The following is a 14,526-nucleotide window of genomic DNA, read 5'->3' as shown; positions in this document are numbered from 1 at the left end:
CATCGAGTCTTCCTTGTGGCAAGGTTGCTGGCTTCATCGAATATTTAGGGAAGGATTGAATGACGCTCAGGGTGATGGTGGTCGGCGGGTATGGAAACTTTGGCAGTATCGTTTCCAGGCACCTGGTGGTGATGCCAGGCGTAAAGTTGGTGATTTCAGGGCGCGACACCCAAAAACTGCAGCGCAAAGTCGATGAGTTGAAGGCTCAATCGGGCACTGTGTGTGAAAGTTGGTGCGGCGACGCCATGGGAGCGGGCTTCAAATCTGTCCTGGGCTTGATGAACATCCAATTGGTCATCCATACCGGTGGCCCATTTCAAGGGCAAGCCTATGCCGTTGCCGAGAGCTGTATCGACGCGGGTGTGAACTACTGTGACCTGTCCGATTCCAGAGCCTTCGTCACCGGCATTAGCGCACTCGACGCCCGGGCAAAACAGGCGGGCGTCGCGGTCCTTAGTGGTTGCAGCTCAGTGCCGACGCTCTCGGCCGCCCTCATCGATCAGCAGCGGCATCGCTTTAAGCGTATCGACTCGATTGAGCATGGTATTTCCTCTTCGGCCAAGATGCCGGGGTTGTCCACCGTCGAAGGCGTTCTCGCCTACGCAGGCAGGCCGATCAAGCAACTGCGGGATGGCCGGGTACATGAGGTCCTGGGGTGGCAGGATCTGACGCTTCGCAGAATGCGCTATATGGGGACCCGGGTACTGGCCAATGTCGACGTGCCGGACATGGATATCTTCGCCAGCCGCTATGGTGCCCGGACCCTGAGCTTCAAGGCCGGCTCAGGCCTGAAACTCGGCGGCATTGCCAACTATCTGCTGGCCCAGGCAATGAGGATGGGGGTGGTGCGTGACCATGCCCCTTGGGCCACCAGGCTTCATCGGTGGGGGCTCTGGTTCGAACGATTTGGCGATGGCAAAAGCGCAATGTACATCGACGTCCAGGGCATCGGTGTCGATGACGAACCGCTGTCGATGAACGTGCAGCTCACCGCCATGAATGACAAGGGGCCAGAGATTCCCAGCTGCGCAGCCGTTGCCTTGGCGGCAAAAATCAGCCAAGGGTATCTGCCCGAACCCGGTGCTCGGGCCTGCGTGGGTGAAATCACCGTGGACGAATACATGGCTGCTATCAACGACCCCGAAAACTTGAGCCTGTCCGTACACTTCTCTGACGAGCAGGGCTGACAGATGCTCTATCTTTGCCTGAAGTACCTCCACATCATTGCTGCCATTTTCCTTTTCGGCTTCGGCATGGGGTCCTACCTCTACCTGATCGCTGCTAGCCGCACCGCCAACCCTCAGGTCATTGCCCACGTGGCCAGGACGGTCGTCCAGTTCGACACTTGGATTACCACGCCTGCGGGCTTTATCCAGATAGCGACGGGCTACCTGCTGCTGAAGCTGGCCGGACTTCCCCCGACCACGGAATGGATAATGACATCGCTGATCATTTTCCTTTGCGTAGGGGCGCTGTGGCTTCCTGTGCTGGTGCTCCAGAAGCGCTTATACGTGATGGCTTCGAGCGCAGTTGGAGACGGGCGCGCGCTCGATGATCGATACTCATCCGTGTATCAAAAGTGGTTCTGGATGGGCGTCTTTGGCTTTTTGGGGATGTTTGTCATTGTGCTGATCATGGTGACGAAGATGACGCCACGTCAGTGGATCGAGCTTCTGACGGGCTAAGTACCGATCCGTTCCACCGGATTGATCCCAAGCGTGGGAGCCTTCAAGAAACGGCCTTCATGATCCGGGCTCGGCAAAAGGCAAACGTCGTACTTGCCAAACAGCCGATAACGATTCAGGGCAATGCGATCATAGGCCCAATCCCGAAGCCTGCGGGGGACGTAACGCAGCAGTTTCACCGAGCGCCAGGCCCAGGGCAGTAGGGCAACGATTTCAAAAATCGCCTCCGAACGCACCCAGTAATGCCGATCTCGAACCACAGCCATGGTGTCGAACTGCTGCAAGGGCAGGCCCGCCCAGGCCAGCAGCGCTTGCCCTTCGGGTGATTGTACGGAGGCCAACCGCACGCGTCGGGCGTGGTCATGGCGGATCAGGAACTTTGCCCAGCCATTGCACAGTTTACAAACGCCGTCGAACAGGACCACTGTCTCGCCTGGCTCGAGCAAGGGCGCGGGTGAGGGGCGAGTTTGGGAGATGGGCATGAATGAGTCTCTACATGGCGCCTGGTTACCCGGATAATACGCGTGTTCCAGCGTCAAAGGGCGTCCCGAAGGGTTGCTCGACCATGATGATTTCAAGGGCATGATCCGATCCATGAGCGATGACACTTACACCCTGTACATGCGCTTCCAGACCCCCGACCCTGGCATCGGCCCCCGGGAGCAGGCGCCGATGCTCGCTCAGGAACAGGCCTGGGCGCGCGAGCGTGCGACCATGCATCGCTTCAGCTGGATCGAGGTGCTGGTGCCACCGTTGTGCCTGGGCCCAGTGTTGCCGGGCATCGTGTTTTTGCTGGGGCTGCTGGTCCATCAAGGATTATCCGCCTCAGGCGTCGACCTCGACCGGATCGCCGGGGCCTCCCTTGGTTGGCTCGTGCTTGCCACCTTGCTGTTCATGGCTGCGTGGATCCTGCACAACTTCCTGCGCGATAAGCGCGACCCGACCAAGCGTTATTGGCAATCGATGCCCGATCAAGGGGTGGTCGAGCTTGAACACCATACCCTGGTCTCCGGCATCAGCCTGTGGTCCAACGACTATGATCCGGAATGCAACACCCTCATGCAGTGGTCCAACGACAAGTTGAAATGCGTGCAAGACAGCGGTGTGTCGCAGTGGATCCTGGCCAAGACGGCGGCGGGACACTGGCTGGTGCTCAAGGAGCAGTATCCGGGCGACTTCAGCTACGGGCGGGTAGGGCAAATGCCGGCACCGGACAAGCTGCTGCAACCCCAGCGGCAACTGGCGATTGCTTTCGCCCCCGGCACGAACCTGCAGCTGGGCCGGCGTTTCGACGGTGCGCCGATGCCATTGGTGGATACGCCGTACTGGATGTCTGCCGATGAGCTCAAGCGCTTGGAAGAGGCCGCCCATCACTGGAATTTTCTACCGCCGAACCGCTATGGGGTGGTCAATGACCAGGATGCGGCGTGGGTGCAACGTTTGGTGAGCAGGGCGCATCCAGCCGGGCGCTAAAGCCACGTATCCACCACCCGCCGATCCAGTTCCTCCCAATCCGCCATGCCTAATACCCGAGTGGTGTTCAACCCGCGCAAATAACCGCGCAGTTGATTGGCCGTGTCCCGCTTGAGCTCCGGGTCGGGTTCGGTGCTGCTCAACAACACGCTTTCGTACTGGATCAGGTAATCAGCCACCCGCTCACGGAAGTCGGGCAATACCGCGTCGCGAATCAGATCAAATGTTCTCATGGCCATACCTCATCAATCGTTCTCGGCTTGCAACTATTGCTAGGAGTAATAGTGACCATTACCAAATGCAAGTTCTGCTTTGCCGGCAATCATTGGAAAATCAGCGCCATCGAACACGCAGCTCACTATTTTATTTTCAGGACCCGACCATGCGCCGTTTATTTTTGCTTCCCCTGGCGTTTTCCCCGTTGTTGCTGGCCGGTTGTGCCTCGGCGCCAAACGACCCGACCCTGACCTTGCAGACCAGCAAGACGCCGGCCCAATACGCTGAATGCGTCGTACCGAAATTGCAGGGCAGTGCCTTGAACCCGATGGTCTCGCAAACCCAGCGCAGCTATCGCATCGTGGTGCCGAGCAAAGTCGCGGCGGACAACGTGCTGGAAGCCTACAAGGCCGGCAGCGGCGGCAAGGTATTCATCTACGAGCGGCATTTGCTGGCCTCCAACCTCCTGCCCTCGAGTTTTGAACGCGCTGCACAGGAATGCATCTGACCGGCCCGTAAACGTTTTTTACCGTGCTCCTTTGGTTGGCCGCAACCAACCAATTCCCTTGCCCCGCACCGCATTCGGTCGCGGGGCTTTTTTTGTCTGCTGGTTTCAGGTTCGCCAATCATCCGCCCGAATGAATTCGATGAGCGCTTTGAGGGCCGGTGGCACATGGCGGCGGCTGGGGTAATAAAGAAAAAAACGGCTTGGTGGGGCTTTCCACTGCGCAAGCAGTTCCGTGAGCTGCCCATTGCGGATGTCATCGCGCACCAGTTCCTCGTAGACGTAGGCAATCCCGGCGCCATCTTTTGCTGCCTGGATCATCAGCCCATCGTCTTCAAGAATGAGCGGACCGGTGACGGACAAGCGGATCGGTTGCCCATCCGCCTGATACTCCCAGGCATAGAGTTTGCCGCTGGGAAAACGCCGGGCGATACAGGCATGGTCGAGCAAGTCCCGTGGAGCCTGGACGATGCCCTTTGTGCCCAGGTAAGCCTGTGAAGCGACGGTCACGAACGATTGAGGAGGGCCGACAGGGACCGCGATCATGTCGCCGGCCAGGCTTTCGCCAAAGCGCACGCCCGCGTCAAACCCCTCGTCCACGATGTCGGTCAAGCCATCATCGGTGACCAGGTCCAGTTGAATACGGGGATACCTGGCCACGAATGGCGCGAGCACCTTCGCAAATACCGCCCGCGCCGCCGGACGCGCCACGTTGAGGCGAAGCTTGCCGGCGGGCACTTCCTGCATCGAGGTCAACTGCGCCAGTGCATCGGCAACCTGTTGCAGGGTAGGGCCCAGCGTTGCCAGCAGTTGGTGACCGGCCTCGGTCGGAGTCACGCTACGCGTGGTGCGGTTGAGCAGCCTGACACCCAGGCGTGCTTCCAGTGCCCGCAGCGCATGACTCAACGCTGAGGCCGAAACGCCACGCTCGTCGGCGGCCTTGCGAAAACTGCGATGGCGAGCGACGGCCGCAAAGGCGTCCAGTTCGGAAAGATCAGGGTGCTTATTCATGAATCCTGTTCATTAGTTCAAGCGGGATTGCCCATCTTATCGTCGTAAGATCGCTCGCCGATACTGTCCACATCATCTGTGGAGAACTCGCTATGCAAAAGAATCGCCTTGGATCATCGGATTTACGGATTTCGCCCATTGGCCTGGGAACCTGGGCGATTGCTGGTACCGGTTGGGAATACAGCTGGGGCGCGCAGGACGACGAGGACAGCCTGGGCGCCCTTGAATATGCCGTCGAGCGCGGTGTGAACTGGATCGACACGGCGGCGGTTTATGGCTTGGGCCATGCCGAGCAATTGGTCGGGCAACTGTTGCGTCGGGTGCCGGCTTCGCGGCGTCCGTTGGTGTTCACCAAGGGCAGCCTGGTCTGGGACCCGGTCACCAAGGCGATCTCGCACTCGCTGGCGCCCCAGTCGCTGCTCGCCGAGGTCGATGCGAGCTTGCGCCGGCTTCAAGTCGAAACCATCGATCTTTATCAGATCCACTGGCCGGCCTTTCCTGCCGATGGCAACAGTGAAGGGATCGAGAGCGCGCTTTCAGCGTTGGCCACCGCCCGTGAACAGGGGAAAATTCGTGCTATCGGCGTCTCCAATTTCGACGTTGCGCAACTCGAGCGTGCGCGGGCGGTGACCGAGATCGTGTCACTCCAACCGCCTTATTCCGCCTTGATGCGGGACATCGAGGACGCCGTCCTGCCCTTTTGCGAGCAGGCCGCAATGGGTGTCCTGGCCTATTCCACCCTTCAATCGGGGCTGCTTTCCGGCAGCATGACGCGCGAGCGCATCGCCCAATTGCCTGACGACGATTGGCGCAAGGCCCGAAGTGCGGACTTCCAGGAGCCTCGCTTGAGCGCGAACCTGGCGCTGGTCGAGGTCTTGGCCGGTATTGGTGAACGGCACGGGGTGAGCGCGGCGGCAGTCGCCATCGCCTGGGTGTTGCGCAAACCAGTGGTCACCGGTGCCATCGTCGGTGCCCGCCGCCCCGCGCAGGTCGATGGGTTGGTTGCCGGTTCACAGCTGCGCCTCAGCGCCGAGGAAATTGACGAGATTCAACCTTTCCTGCCCTCGGGCATGGGCACGAATGTCCCAGGGGGCGCTTGACCTTCATCGTGCAACCGCTTGGTTGAGCAGGTTTGACGCCTCGCTGCATAACCGGCACTATTTGCTCGTTTGTGATCATTAGTGCTCGTTTATGCAGGTTGTGATGTCATGACTTCTCCTCACGAAACGTTCCCCGGCGAACGCCAGCAATTGATCAGCCAGCGTCTTGCCCGGTATGGCCGGGTGATCGCGGCCGACCTTGCCAGCGAATTCAATGTATCCGAGCACTCGATACGGCGTGACCTGGGCGCATTGGCGGCGGCGGGGGTGTGCAAGCGCGTTTATGGCGGCGCAATACTCTTGCCAGCTGTCGAAGGGCCGTTGGACGTACGCGTGCGCAAAGACCCGGCGCGCAAGGGCAGTCTCGGCCAGGCGGCCGCTGCGCTGCTGCGCGCGGGCCAACACGTCTTCATTGACGTCGGCTCAACCAACCTGGCGGTGGCCTGCGCCATCGATCCGCAACTTCCGTTGACCCTCACCACCAATTCGCCGCTGATTGCGGTTCAGTTGATGAAGCTGCCCCGCGCCGAGGTCATCCTGCTGGGTGGCCGCTTGAGTCCAAACGCGGGTGGTGTGATCGGGCTGACGGCTGTCCAGCAATTGCGCCAATTCAGTTTCGACGTGTGTGTCCTCGGCGCCTGCGCCATCGATCCGGACAATGGCGTTACTGCGTTCGGCCTGGATGACGCCGAGTTCAAGCGCGCGGTGGTCGCGGCAAGTGGGCAAGTGATCGCGGCGGTGACCAATGAAAAGCTGTCCAGCGTAGCCCATTACCAGGTGGCCTCCTGCGAAGAAGTCGCCACCCTGGTGGTGGAGCACGACGCGCCGCGTGAACGACTGGAGCCCTTCTTCGGCCGGGTGACCAACGTCGTGACGGCGGCCCGTGAACAGCGACGGACCTGACGTCTTTGCCGCACCGCTGTGGCCAAATTGCGCAGGACAATCGCATGGATACTGCCCGATCCCCATTGTCCGCCGGACGATTTGCGTCTAGTTTGCTGCCCGATCACAAGTACAAAAATCAGGAGTCATCGATGCAACCGATTCGTCTCGGTCTGGTGGGCTACGGCAAGATTGCCCAGGATCAACACGTTCCAGCTATCCACGCCAACCCCGCGTTCCAACTGGTAGCGGTCGCCACGCAAGGGCAGCCTTGCCCCGGAGTGGAGAATTTCCGGTCCCTGGGCGAGTTGCTCGAGAACGCTCCGCAGGTCGACGCGATTGCGTTCTGCACGCCGCCACAAGGTCGCTTCGCCCTGGTGCAACAGGCACTGGCGGCGGGCAAGCATGTCCTGGTGGAAAAGCCGCCGTGCGCCACCCTGGGGGAAGCCATGGCGTTGGTGGAGCAGGTCCGCGAGCAAGGCGTCAGCGGCCTGTTCGCCTGGCATTCGCGCTACGCCCCGGGCATCGAAGCCGCCTGTGACTGGCTGGCGAGTCGCACCTTGCACAGCGTGCAGATCGACTGGAAGGAAGACGTGCGCAAGTGGCACCCCGGCCAGGCGTGGATCTGGCAACCCGGTGGCTTGGGCGTCTTCGATCCCGGCATCAATGCCTTGTCGATTGTGACCCATCTGTTGGCGCTGCCGCTGTTCGTGGAATCCGCCGAGTTGCGCGTACCGAATAACTGCCAGTCGCCGATTGCCGCCAGCATCAAGATGGCCGACGCGCGCCACCTCGATATCCGTGCGGAATTCGATTTCGACCATGGTCATGACGAACTCTGGAGCATCGAGATTCGCTGCGCCGAAGGCGTCCTGCGCCTGGACAACGGTGGTGCACTGTTGAGCATCGACGGCGTACGCCAGGCCGTATCCGAGGAAGGTGAATACGCTGCGGTGTATCGACATTTCCAGCAACTGATTGCCGATAAAACCAGTGACATGGACCTGCAGCCGTTGCGGTTGGTCGCGGACAGCTTCTTTGTCGGCAGCCGGACGGCGGTCGAGCCGTTCTACGATTAAACCAAGGAACCGCAGTTGAACGAACAGACATTGTCCATGCGCCTGGAGCGTGTCGCGGCGCATATGCCGGCAGGTGCGCGCCTGGCCGACATTGGCTCGGATCACGCCTACTTGCCGGTGGCCTTGCTGCGCCGTGGCGTCATCACGGCGGCGGTGGCCGGCGAGGTGGCGTTGACACCGTTTCGCGCCGCCGAACGCACCGTGGGCGAGAGTGACTTGGAGCGGCAGATCAGCGTACGCCTTGCCAATGGCCTGGCGGCGATCGAGCCGGAAGACGGGATCACGGCGATCAGCCTCTGTGGCATGGGCGGCGAGACGATCCGCGACATCCTGGACAGCGGCAAAGCGCGGTTGAGCGGGCAGGAGCGGCTGATCCTGCAACCCAACGGCGGTGAGCAGCCACTGCGCCAATGGCTGATGGAAAACGACTACCGCATCCTCTGCGAGGAGGTGCTGCGGGAAAACCGCTTCTACTACGAAATCATCGTCGCCGAGCGCGCCGGGCCGGTGACGTACACCGCCGAACAGCTGTACTTCGGCCCGCTGCAGATGCAAGCCCGCACCCCAACCTTCCTGGCCAAGTGGCAGCGCCTGCTGCACCAGAAGCAAAAGACCCTCACCAGCTTCGCCAAGGCGCGGCAAGCCGTGCCGGAAGAGAAACTGCAGGACGTTGCGCGGCAGGTCCGGTGGATCACTGAGCTGTTGGCTTGAGTTGATTGAGGTGGATGTGCCGACGTCATCGCGAGCAGGCTCGCTCCCACAAGAGGTTCTGTGGTGAGCCGGAATGCTGTGAACACCCGCAATTCCCTGTGGGAGCGAGCCTGCTCGCGATGGGGGCATCAGTGACTTCACGGATCTGAGAAATATCGCGTTCTTCGGCTGCCCGTCTATCGACCCACTACCGGGTAGTGCTTGATGCGACACGGATGTGAGTGGCCGTCGCCTTTACAGATGCCATCCAGATAGCGGTAGTCGACCTGTACCGACTGTCCTTTCGCGGGCCATTGTCGGCGGGGGAGCGTGGCTTGGTAGTCCGGGGTTTCCGGGGTGAAGGTGAGCGACGAGCCTTGCACTGGACACTCCACCGAGGAGGACTTCGGCGTGACTTTCACAATCTGCGCCTGGAGCTGCGGATAGGGTTGTTTCAGCACCTCGACGATACGCAGCTCCATGTGACAGATCTGCCAAGTCGAGGCCTGGACGGGGGCGCACAGGAAGGGGAGCGTCAAGGCAAGCAGTCCGAGGCCCGCTATGTGAGTGTTCATTATTGCCCTTGTTTGAAGTGCTGAGGTTCGTGAATCATAGCCTCGCCTTTGGCTGACTCAACCGTAAAGCCCCATCAGGGCGAAAGACTTGTCAGTGGTCAGCGCGACAATTTCGGCCAGCGAATGCAGGAGCACCGGCACCAGCAGGCCACCGCTGACCACTCTGGCGACGGCGAACACGCTTCCACAGGCGAAGATCAACACGACAGTTATCCAATTCCCGTATTGGATGTGCATGCCGGCGAAGACGGCTGAGGTGACGATGATCGCGATCCATGTCCAGGCACGGCTGTTCTCGTAGGGAAACAGTCGCAACATGTAATGACGGAAAAACAGCTCTTCGGCGATGGGCGGCAGTACGATCAGCGAGGCGATCTTGAGTGTGGCCTGCCAATTGTTGAGTCCGTCCAGAAGCTCGGCCATGAACACTTCTCGCGGCAGCCCCAGCACGAGGATGGCAACCCCGAAAAGCAGGTAGGACCCAATGATGCCAAGCGCACCCCACTTGAGCGGTTTGCCTATGCAGTGACCACGCCATTGAGCACGCGCATCGGAGCGGTACTGCCAGGCGAAAAGGGCGAGGAGAACGAGCGCGGTAATACCGGAGGTGGTGGTGAACGTCAGGTAGGCCTGCATGTCTGCGGGTACGAAAAGGACCTCGGGCACTGCTGCCAGGAAGACTATCAGGGTCGCAAGCACAAACATCCCGAGCCGGGGAAAGAAGCGGTAGGGCGATAAAGTGGCAGCGGGAGCAAACTCAGGGGCAGCACAAAGATTCGTCACAGTCACTCCATGAGTGCAAGGAAAAAAGCATGATGCCAGTATTTTGAGGGCGTCAGGTACGAGTTCCCGCTGAGTTGATGGCGTCGTGATTCAATCCAGGCGTCGACATGAATAAGCGTGGGTCTGATAAGGGAACTCAATGTGCTTGCGCCCGCGTAGCGCCGGATGGTTTTGAATCAAGGCCAGTAGTTGATCCGCTACCTGTTTTTTCCCTGCGTCAGGCAGCGCTGCGATGAAGCTCACCGACAGAAAGCGATCCAGGATGACCGTCTCGGGGCTGCCTGCGTGGGTGTAACTAAAACAGGTCAGTTCGGGCTCCGAGAAGTAACGTCCGTTGAAGGGGCGTCGCCAGTTTCCAGTATGAAAGCGTGGGGTATCGCCTTCGAAGGGGGTGATGATTTTAGTGATGTCGGCCACCCAGTCCACTGACTCATCACGCACGTTCCAGATCAGGCCGAGTCGGCCGCCCGGTTTGAGTACTCGGTGAATCTCCTGGAGCGCGGTTTCATTCGCGAACCAGTGGAAAGCCTGGGCGCATACGAGCGCCTGCGCTGCCCCTGCCTCAAGGGGAATGGATTCGGCCGTTCCTTCCAGAATCCTGGCGTTCGGTAAATGTTTGGCAAACTCGATTCGCATCGCCTCGACCGGTTCGATGGCGATGGTATTGATCGTCATTGAGTCCAGCAGGCGAGTGAACTTACCGGTACCGGCTCCTAGCTCAATGACTGTCGATCCTGGGCTGATTTGCAGTGTACTGCTGAGCCATGCCTGTATTTCGCTTGGGTAGTCTGGGCGACCTTGGGTATAGGTGCCGGCTTCTGCTGAGTATCCTATCTGAGCGGCCTTATGGATAACTGTCATCTTCAGCGACCCTTCGGGTGGATGGGGGTAGATGGATTATGCGGTGTGTTCAGGTCGTCAGCTAGTTGATCCTTTTTTGGGCTTGGTCTCACGCGCTTGCGTTGGGGCAGATGGCTTGACTCACCCACATGGGTTACAAATCAGTTCACGCACATAGGTAACAGTTTTTAACTGGCAGGCTCGCTCTCACATGGATTTACGGGCGTTCACAGTCTCTGGACGCAACACAAAACCTGTGGGAGCGAGTTGCTCGCGAAGACGTCAGCACAGCCGATATCATCAGCCAACTGACCCTCCGTTACCGCAGCAATGGATATACACCAACCTACCTACTCAAAGCTGCTTCGACCCCCCGCCAATCTGCCAGACATACGGCGGCTCCGTCCCATTGATTTCCCAATCACCAATAATGCGCTCCTTGTAGATCAACGGATTGTGCGAAGCCGCGGTGCGGGCGTTGCGCCAGTGGCGGTCGAGGGCCTTGCTGGTGCTGGTGGCCGAGGCGCCAAGGGCATTGAACAGGTCGCTGGTGGCGCGTAGTACCAGGTCGGAGATGACCACCTGGGCCTGGGCCGACTCCAGTTCGGCGGCGATGTTGGCGGTGTGTTCGGTCTCGGCGTTCTGACTGAAGCGGCTTTCATAGGCGCGCTGGGAGGCGCTCGCGGCTCGCAGGGCGGTGGCTTCGGCGGCATAGACCTGGGCCGAAGCCTTGCCGATCACTTGCTGCACCTGCACGTCCTGGCTCACTGCGCTGGCATTGCCGGTGCTGAAAATCCGTGTGCGTTTGCGCACTTGTTCGGTGATGTCGTGGACCGCGGCGCGGCCGGCGCCGGTCAGCACGGCGAGCAAGACCAGTTGATAGAACGCAGTCTGGTATTTGAAACGGGTAGAGAAGTCGATGAGGTTTTCCGCCTCGACCAGTGCATTCTCGAACAACGACGTCCCGCTGCCGGTGGTGCGTTGGCCAAAGCCGTCCCAGTCGTCGCTTTGCTTGACGCCCGGCTGGTGCACGCGCACGGCGGCAATCACGTCGGCACCATTGTCGTCGCGCTGGGCATACACGTCGATCCAGTCGGCGAAGATACTGCCGGTGCTGTAGTACTTGGTGCCGTTGACGACCCATTGATCGCCTTGCCGGGAAACCCGGGTAACCACTTCACCGATTTTCACGGCGCCGACTTCAGTCCAGGCATTGCCCACCAGATCCCCCTCGACGAAGCGCTTGAACCATAGGTCCTGTGGGCTGCTGGCGTGGGCATTGAGGCGGTCCTCGACAAATGCAAAGTGCCCGCGCAGCGCCTGGGGCAGGTTGGAATCGGCTTCGGCCAGCTCGATCAGCAGTTGCAACAGCTGCGGCAACGAGGCCCCGGCGCCGCCATATTCGACTGGTACGCGGATGGCACCAAAGCCTGCTTCCTTCAGCCATTTCACCTGTTCGAAGGGCAGGCTACGCGTCTGCTCACGCTCCAAGGCGCCGGCCTGGATGCGCGCAAAGATCGGCCGAAAGCGTTCGGCCAGGGGCTCATAGTCGGTGCCGGTGGAAAGAATCGGTGGCAGGTGTTGTTGCTGTGCGGTCATGGCGATGTTCCTTCTTACTGACGAGTAGGCGGGCAGGGGAGAAACCTGCCGTTGCCAGTGGCCATTGCACAGTCCATGCCCGAGGCCAAACGCCCGTGAATACGGGGCTTGAACTGGGTTCATCAACGAAAGAGCTGCCCTTGCTGCGGACAATCTGTTGCGCAACTGTGTGCCGGGCAACAGTTGTTGCCACGAACCTCGACGCAGCGGATGTTCGCCAGCCAACAGTGGATCAACAGCTTGTCCGTCGAGCGACAGCGAAGTGATTGGGCTGTTCTTCTAATCAATTGATTATTAAGGAGATATCTAGATGGCACGGTTGCTGCTCTATCCCTTGTGCAGACGCTGAGGTGGCGTCTCCAGGCATGGGGTAAGCGATGAGCAAGCAATTCAAAGTGGTGGCGGTGTCAGGCAGCGTGCAGCACCCGTCACGCACACTGGTCCTGCTCCAGGCGTTGGTGGAGCGGCTCGGGCAGCAACTGCCGATCGAGCTGCGCTTGATCGAGCTGGCCAAGGTCGGTCCACAGTTCGCCGGGGTTCTGCGTCGCGAGGCGTTGCCGGCTGCCGTGCAGGATGATTTGCAGGCCATTGAATCGGCCGATTTGCTGATTGCCGCAAGCCCTGTCTATCGGGCCTCGTACACCGGCCTGTTCAAGCATCTGTTCGATTTCGTTCATCACGAAGCCCTCAAGAACGTGCCGGTGCTGTTGGCCGCGACGGGGGGCTCGGATCGCCATGCCTTGATCATCGATCACCAGTTGCGGCCGCTGTTTGGCTTTTTCCAGGCCCTCAGCCTGCCGGTGGGGGTCTATGCCAGCGAAACCGATTTCACTCACTACCGGATCTCCAGCCCACAGGTGCTGGAGCGTATCGAGCGCGCCGTCGAGTCGGCGTTGCTGAGCCTGGTCCCGAGCGCCCGACGCGACGCCAGCGCCGCTTGACCAATTTCTTCTTTCAAAACGAGCCGTGGAGTACATGCAATGAGCCAGGACACGATCAAATTTGCCTACTGGGTGCCCAACGTCAGCGGCGGGCTGGTGGTCAGCAAAATCGAGCAGCGCACCGACTGGGGCATCGACTACAACCGCAAGCTGGCCCAGATCGCTGAAGCGGCCGGTTTCGACTACGCCTTGTCCCAGGTACGCTTTACCGCCGGTTACGGCGCCGAATACCAGCATGAGTCCGTGGCGTTCAGTCATGCCTTGCTGGCCGCCACCACGCGGCTGAAAGTCATTGCGGCGGTGTTGCCGGGACCATGGACGCCGTCGGTGTTGGCCAAGCAGATCGCAACCATCGATCAGCTGACCGGCGGCCGGGTCGCGGTCAACATCGTGTCGGGCTGGTTCAAGGGCGAGTTCACGGCCATTGGCGAGCCGTGGCTGGAGCACGATGAGCGCTATCGCCGTTCCGAAGAGTTCATCACCGCGCTCAAGGGTATCTGGACCACCGACAACTTTACCTTTCGCGGTGACTTCTACCGCTTCCATGACTACACCCTCAAGCCAAAGCCGTTGCAGCAGCACCCGGAAATCTTCCAGGGCGGTAGCTCACGTGCCGCCCGGGACATGGCCGCCCGTGTCTCCGACTGGTATTTCACCAATGGCAATACCGTCGAGGGGATCAAGGCCCAGGTCGACGACATCCAGGCCAAGGCCGCGGCCAATAACCACAAGGTCAAGGTCGGAGTGAACGCGTTCGTCATCGCCCGCGACACCGAAGAGGAGGCGCGTGCGGTCCTTGCCCAGATCATCGACCAGGCCGACCCCGAAGCGGTCAATGCCTTCGGCGATGCGGCGAAACAAGCCGGCAAGTCCAGCCCGGAAGGTGAAGGCAACTGGGCCAAGTCCAGCTTCGAGGACCTGGTGCAGTACAACGACGGCTTCAAGACCAACCTGATCGGCACGCCGCAGCAGATCGCCGAACGCATCGTCGCGCTCAAGGCCGTGGGGGTTGATCTGGTGCTCGCAGGTTTCCTGCATTTTCAGGAAGAAGTCGAGTATTTCGGTCGCAAGGTCCTGCCGCTGGTGCGTGAGCTGGAGCAGCGCAAAGCGGCAGCCAAAACGGCGGCAGTCGCTTAGGCGCGGGAGG

At 60.3% G+C, this 14,526-nt stretch carries 17 protein-coding genes; 10 read left to right on the top strand and 7 right to left on the bottom strand.

Annotation, left to right across the window (positions count from 1 at the left end):
* Positions 1 to 59: 59 nt before the first annotated feature.
* Both PBDP_RS16360 and PBDP_RS16355 read left to right on the top strand, forming a co-directional pair.
* Positions 60 to 1,187, top strand: a complete 1,128-nt coding sequence (locus tag PBDP_RS16360; RefSeq protein ID WP_109752997.1) for a saccharopine dehydrogenase family protein — start codon at positions 60 to 62, stop codon at positions 1,185 to 1,187.
* A 3-nt stretch (positions 1,188 to 1,190) separates the two neighbouring features.
* Positions 1,191 to 1,685, top strand: a complete 495-nt coding sequence (locus PBDP_RS16355) for a DUF2269 family protein (protein WP_109752996.1) — start codon at positions 1,191 to 1,193, stop codon at positions 1,683 to 1,685.
* Here the strand turns inward: PBDP_RS16355 and PBDP_RS16350 are convergent.
* Entirely contained in the window at positions 1,682 to 2,167 is a 486-nt protein-coding gene (locus PBDP_RS16350; protein ID WP_109752995.1) for a thiol-disulfide oxidoreductase DCC family protein, read from the bottom strand. The two genes, PBDP_RS16355 and PBDP_RS16350, sit on opposite strands and share 4 nt — an antisense overlap.
* Positions 2,168 to 2,279: 112 nt before the next feature.
* On the opposite strand from PBDP_RS16350, the gene PBDP_RS16345 reads away from it, so the two are divergent.
* A complete protein-coding gene (locus PBDP_RS16345; RefSeq protein WP_212800947.1) occupies positions 2,280 to 3,158 on the top strand; it encodes a hypothetical protein in 879 nt (292 codons plus the stop codon).
* Here the strand turns inward: PBDP_RS16345 and PBDP_RS16340 are convergent.
* Positions 3,155 to 3,391, bottom strand: a complete 237-nt coding sequence (locus PBDP_RS16340) for a hypothetical protein (RefSeq protein WP_116834230.1) — start codon at positions 3,389 to 3,391, stop codon at positions 3,155 to 3,157. The genes PBDP_RS16345 and PBDP_RS16340 overlap by 4 nt on opposite strands.
* Before the next feature lie 149 nt (positions 3,392 to 3,540).
* Between PBDP_RS16340 and PBDP_RS16335 the strand changes: the two genes are divergently transcribed.
* Positions 3,541 to 3,882: a YajG family lipoprotein gene (locus tag PBDP_RS16335; RefSeq protein WP_109753375.1), complete on the top strand. Its 342-nt coding sequence runs from the start codon at positions 3,541 to 3,543 to the stop codon at positions 3,880 to 3,882.
* Positions 3,883 to 3,987: 105 nt separating this feature from the next.
* On the opposite strand, the gene PBDP_RS16330 is transcribed toward PBDP_RS16335, so the two are convergent.
* Positions 3,988 to 4,890 carry a LysR family transcriptional regulator gene (locus tag PBDP_RS16330; RefSeq protein ID WP_212800946.1) on the bottom strand — a complete coding sequence of 301 codons (903 nt, stop codon included), beginning with the start codon at positions 4,888 to 4,890 and terminating at the stop codon, positions 3,988 to 3,990.
* 92 nt (positions 4,891 to 4,982) lie between these two features.
* Between PBDP_RS16330 and PBDP_RS16325 the strand changes: the two genes are divergently transcribed.
* The 4 genes from PBDP_RS16325 to PBDP_RS16310 all read left to right on the top strand — a co-directional run bounded on the left by PBDP_RS16325 (position 4,983) and on the right by PBDP_RS16310 (position 8,662).
* Positions 4,983 to 5,990 carry an aldo/keto reductase gene (locus PBDP_RS16325; protein ID WP_212800945.1) on the top strand — a complete coding sequence of 336 codons (1,008 nt, stop codon included), beginning with the start codon at positions 4,983 to 4,985 and terminating at the stop codon, positions 5,988 to 5,990.
* Between the two features lie 108 nt (positions 5,991 to 6,098).
* Entirely contained in the window at positions 6,099 to 6,893 is a 795-nt protein-coding gene (locus PBDP_RS16320) for a DeoR/GlpR family DNA-binding transcription regulator (protein WP_109752991.1), read from the top strand.
* A gap of 131 nt (positions 6,894 to 7,024) precedes the next feature.
* A complete protein-coding gene (locus PBDP_RS16315) occupies positions 7,025 to 7,951 on the top strand; it encodes a Gfo/Idh/MocA family protein (RefSeq protein WP_212800944.1) in 927 nt (308 codons plus the stop codon).
* A 15-nt stretch (positions 7,952 to 7,966) separates the two neighbouring features.
* Entirely contained in the window at positions 7,967 to 8,662 is a 696-nt protein-coding gene (locus PBDP_RS16310; protein ID WP_109752989.1) for a tRNA (adenine(22)-N(1))-methyltransferase, read from the top strand.
* A 176-nt stretch (positions 8,663 to 8,838) separates the two neighbouring features.
* Here the strand turns inward: PBDP_RS16310 and PBDP_RS16305 are convergent, their stop codons facing one another.
* The 4 genes from PBDP_RS16305 to PBDP_RS16290 all read right to left on the bottom strand — a co-directional run bounded on the left by PBDP_RS16305 (position 8,839) and on the right by PBDP_RS16290 (position 12,438).
* The gene (locus tag PBDP_RS16305; RefSeq protein ID WP_109752988.1) at positions 8,839 to 9,216 is read right to left on the bottom strand and encodes a hypothetical protein; all 378 of its coding nucleotides are present in this window, start codon (positions 9,214 to 9,216) and stop codon (positions 8,839 to 8,841) included.
* Positions 9,217 to 9,273: 57 nt separating this feature from the next.
* The gene (locus PBDP_RS16300; RefSeq protein ID WP_249411789.1) at positions 9,274 to 9,999 is read right to left on the bottom strand and encodes a CPBP family intramembrane glutamic endopeptidase; all 726 of its coding nucleotides are present in this window, start codon (positions 9,997 to 9,999) and stop codon (positions 9,274 to 9,276) included.
* Positions 10,000 to 10,089: 90 nt separating this feature from the next.
* On the bottom strand, positions 10,090 to 10,860 hold the full coding sequence (locus PBDP_RS16295; protein ID WP_109752986.1) for a class I SAM-dependent methyltransferase: 771 nt from the start codon (positions 10,858 to 10,860) through the stop codon (positions 10,090 to 10,092).
* Between the two features lie 333 nt (positions 10,861 to 11,193).
* Positions 11,194 to 12,438 carry an acyl-CoA dehydrogenase family protein gene (locus PBDP_RS16290; protein ID WP_109752985.1) on the bottom strand — a complete coding sequence of 415 codons (1,245 nt, stop codon included), beginning with the start codon at positions 12,436 to 12,438 and terminating at the stop codon, positions 11,194 to 11,196.
* Positions 12,439 to 12,815: 377 nt separating this feature from the next.
* On the opposite strand from PBDP_RS16290, the gene msuE reads away from it, so the two are divergent.
* Together msuE and sfnG are read left to right on the top strand one after the other, a co-directional pair.
* Positions 12,816 to 13,379 carry an FMN reductase gene (gene msuE, locus PBDP_RS16285; RefSeq protein ID WP_109752984.1) on the top strand — a complete coding sequence of 188 codons (564 nt, stop codon included), beginning with the start codon at positions 12,816 to 12,818 and terminating at the stop codon, positions 13,377 to 13,379.
* Between the two features lie 39 nt (positions 13,380 to 13,418).
* Positions 13,419 to 14,516, top strand: coding sequence for a dimethylsulfone monooxygenase SfnG (sfnG, locus tag PBDP_RS16280; RefSeq protein ID WP_109752983.1), 1,098 nt, complete (start codon positions 13,419 to 13,421; stop codon positions 14,514 to 14,516).
* Positions 14,517 to 14,526 lie beyond the last annotated feature (10 nt).

It is taken from the genome of Pseudomonas sp. St290 (genome assembly GCF_018325805.1).
Classification (GTDB): domain Bacteria; phylum Pseudomonadota; class Gammaproteobacteria; order Pseudomonadales; family Pseudomonadaceae; genus Aquipseudomonas; species Aquipseudomonas bijieensis.
The sequence above is the reverse complement of the archived record's forward strand: the minus strand, read 5'-3'. Positions and strand labels throughout refer to the sequence as shown.

What these genes read in the sequence shown, in the direction of transcription:
- PBDP_RS16345 (WP_212800947.1), top strand. Translation starts at nt 2,280, where the DNA reads ATGAGCGATGACACTTACACCCTGTACATGCGCTTCCAGACCCCCGAC.
- PBDP_RS16295 (WP_109752986.1), bottom strand. Translation starts at nt 10,860, where the DNA reads ATGACAGTTATCCATAAGGCCGCTCAGATAGGATACTCAGCAGAAGCC.
- PBDP_RS16340 (WP_116834230.1), bottom strand. Translation starts at nt 3,391, where the DNA reads ATGAGAACATTTGATCTGATTCGCGACGCGGTATTGCCCGACTTCCGT.
- PBDP_RS16335 (WP_109753375.1), top strand. Translation starts at nt 3,541, where the DNA reads ATGCGCCGTTTATTTTTGCTTCCCCTGGCGTTTTCCCCGTTGTTGCTG.
- PBDP_RS16315 (WP_212800944.1), top strand. Translation starts at nt 7,025, where the DNA reads ATGCAACCGATTCGTCTCGGTCTGGTGGGCTACGGCAAGATTGCCCAG.
- PBDP_RS16355 (WP_109752996.1), top strand. Translation starts at nt 1,191, where the DNA reads ATGCTCTATCTTTGCCTGAAGTACCTCCACATCATTGCTGCCATTTTC.
- msuE (WP_109752984.1), top strand. Translation starts at nt 12,816, where the DNA reads ATGAGCAAGCAATTCAAAGTGGTGGCGGTGTCAGGCAGCGTGCAGCAC.
- PBDP_RS16320 (WP_109752991.1), top strand. Translation starts at nt 6,099, where the DNA reads ATGACTTCTCCTCACGAAACGTTCCCCGGCGAACGCCAGCAATTGATC.
- PBDP_RS16330 (WP_212800946.1), bottom strand. Translation starts at nt 4,890, where the DNA reads ATGAATAAGCACCCTGATCTTTCCGAACTGGACGCCTTTGCGGCCGTC.
- PBDP_RS16350 (WP_109752995.1), bottom strand. Translation starts at nt 2,167, where the DNA reads ATGCCCATCTCCCAAACTCGCCCCTCACCCGCGCCCTTGCTCGAGCCA.
- PBDP_RS16360 (WP_109752997.1), top strand. Translation starts at nt 60, where the DNA reads ATGACGCTCAGGGTGATGGTGGTCGGCGGGTATGGAAACTTTGGCAGT.
- PBDP_RS16290 (WP_109752985.1), bottom strand. Translation starts at nt 12,438, where the DNA reads ATGACCGCACAGCAACAACACCTGCCACCGATTCTTTCCACCGGCACC.
- sfnG (WP_109752983.1), top strand. Translation starts at nt 13,419, where the DNA reads ATGAGCCAGGACACGATCAAATTTGCCTACTGGGTGCCCAACGTCAGC.
- PBDP_RS16305 (WP_109752988.1), bottom strand. Translation starts at nt 9,216, where the DNA reads ATGAACACTCACATAGCGGGCCTCGGACTGCTTGCCTTGACGCTCCCC.
- PBDP_RS16325 (WP_212800945.1), top strand. Translation starts at nt 4,983, where the DNA reads ATGCAAAAGAATCGCCTTGGATCATCGGATTTACGGATTTCGCCCATT.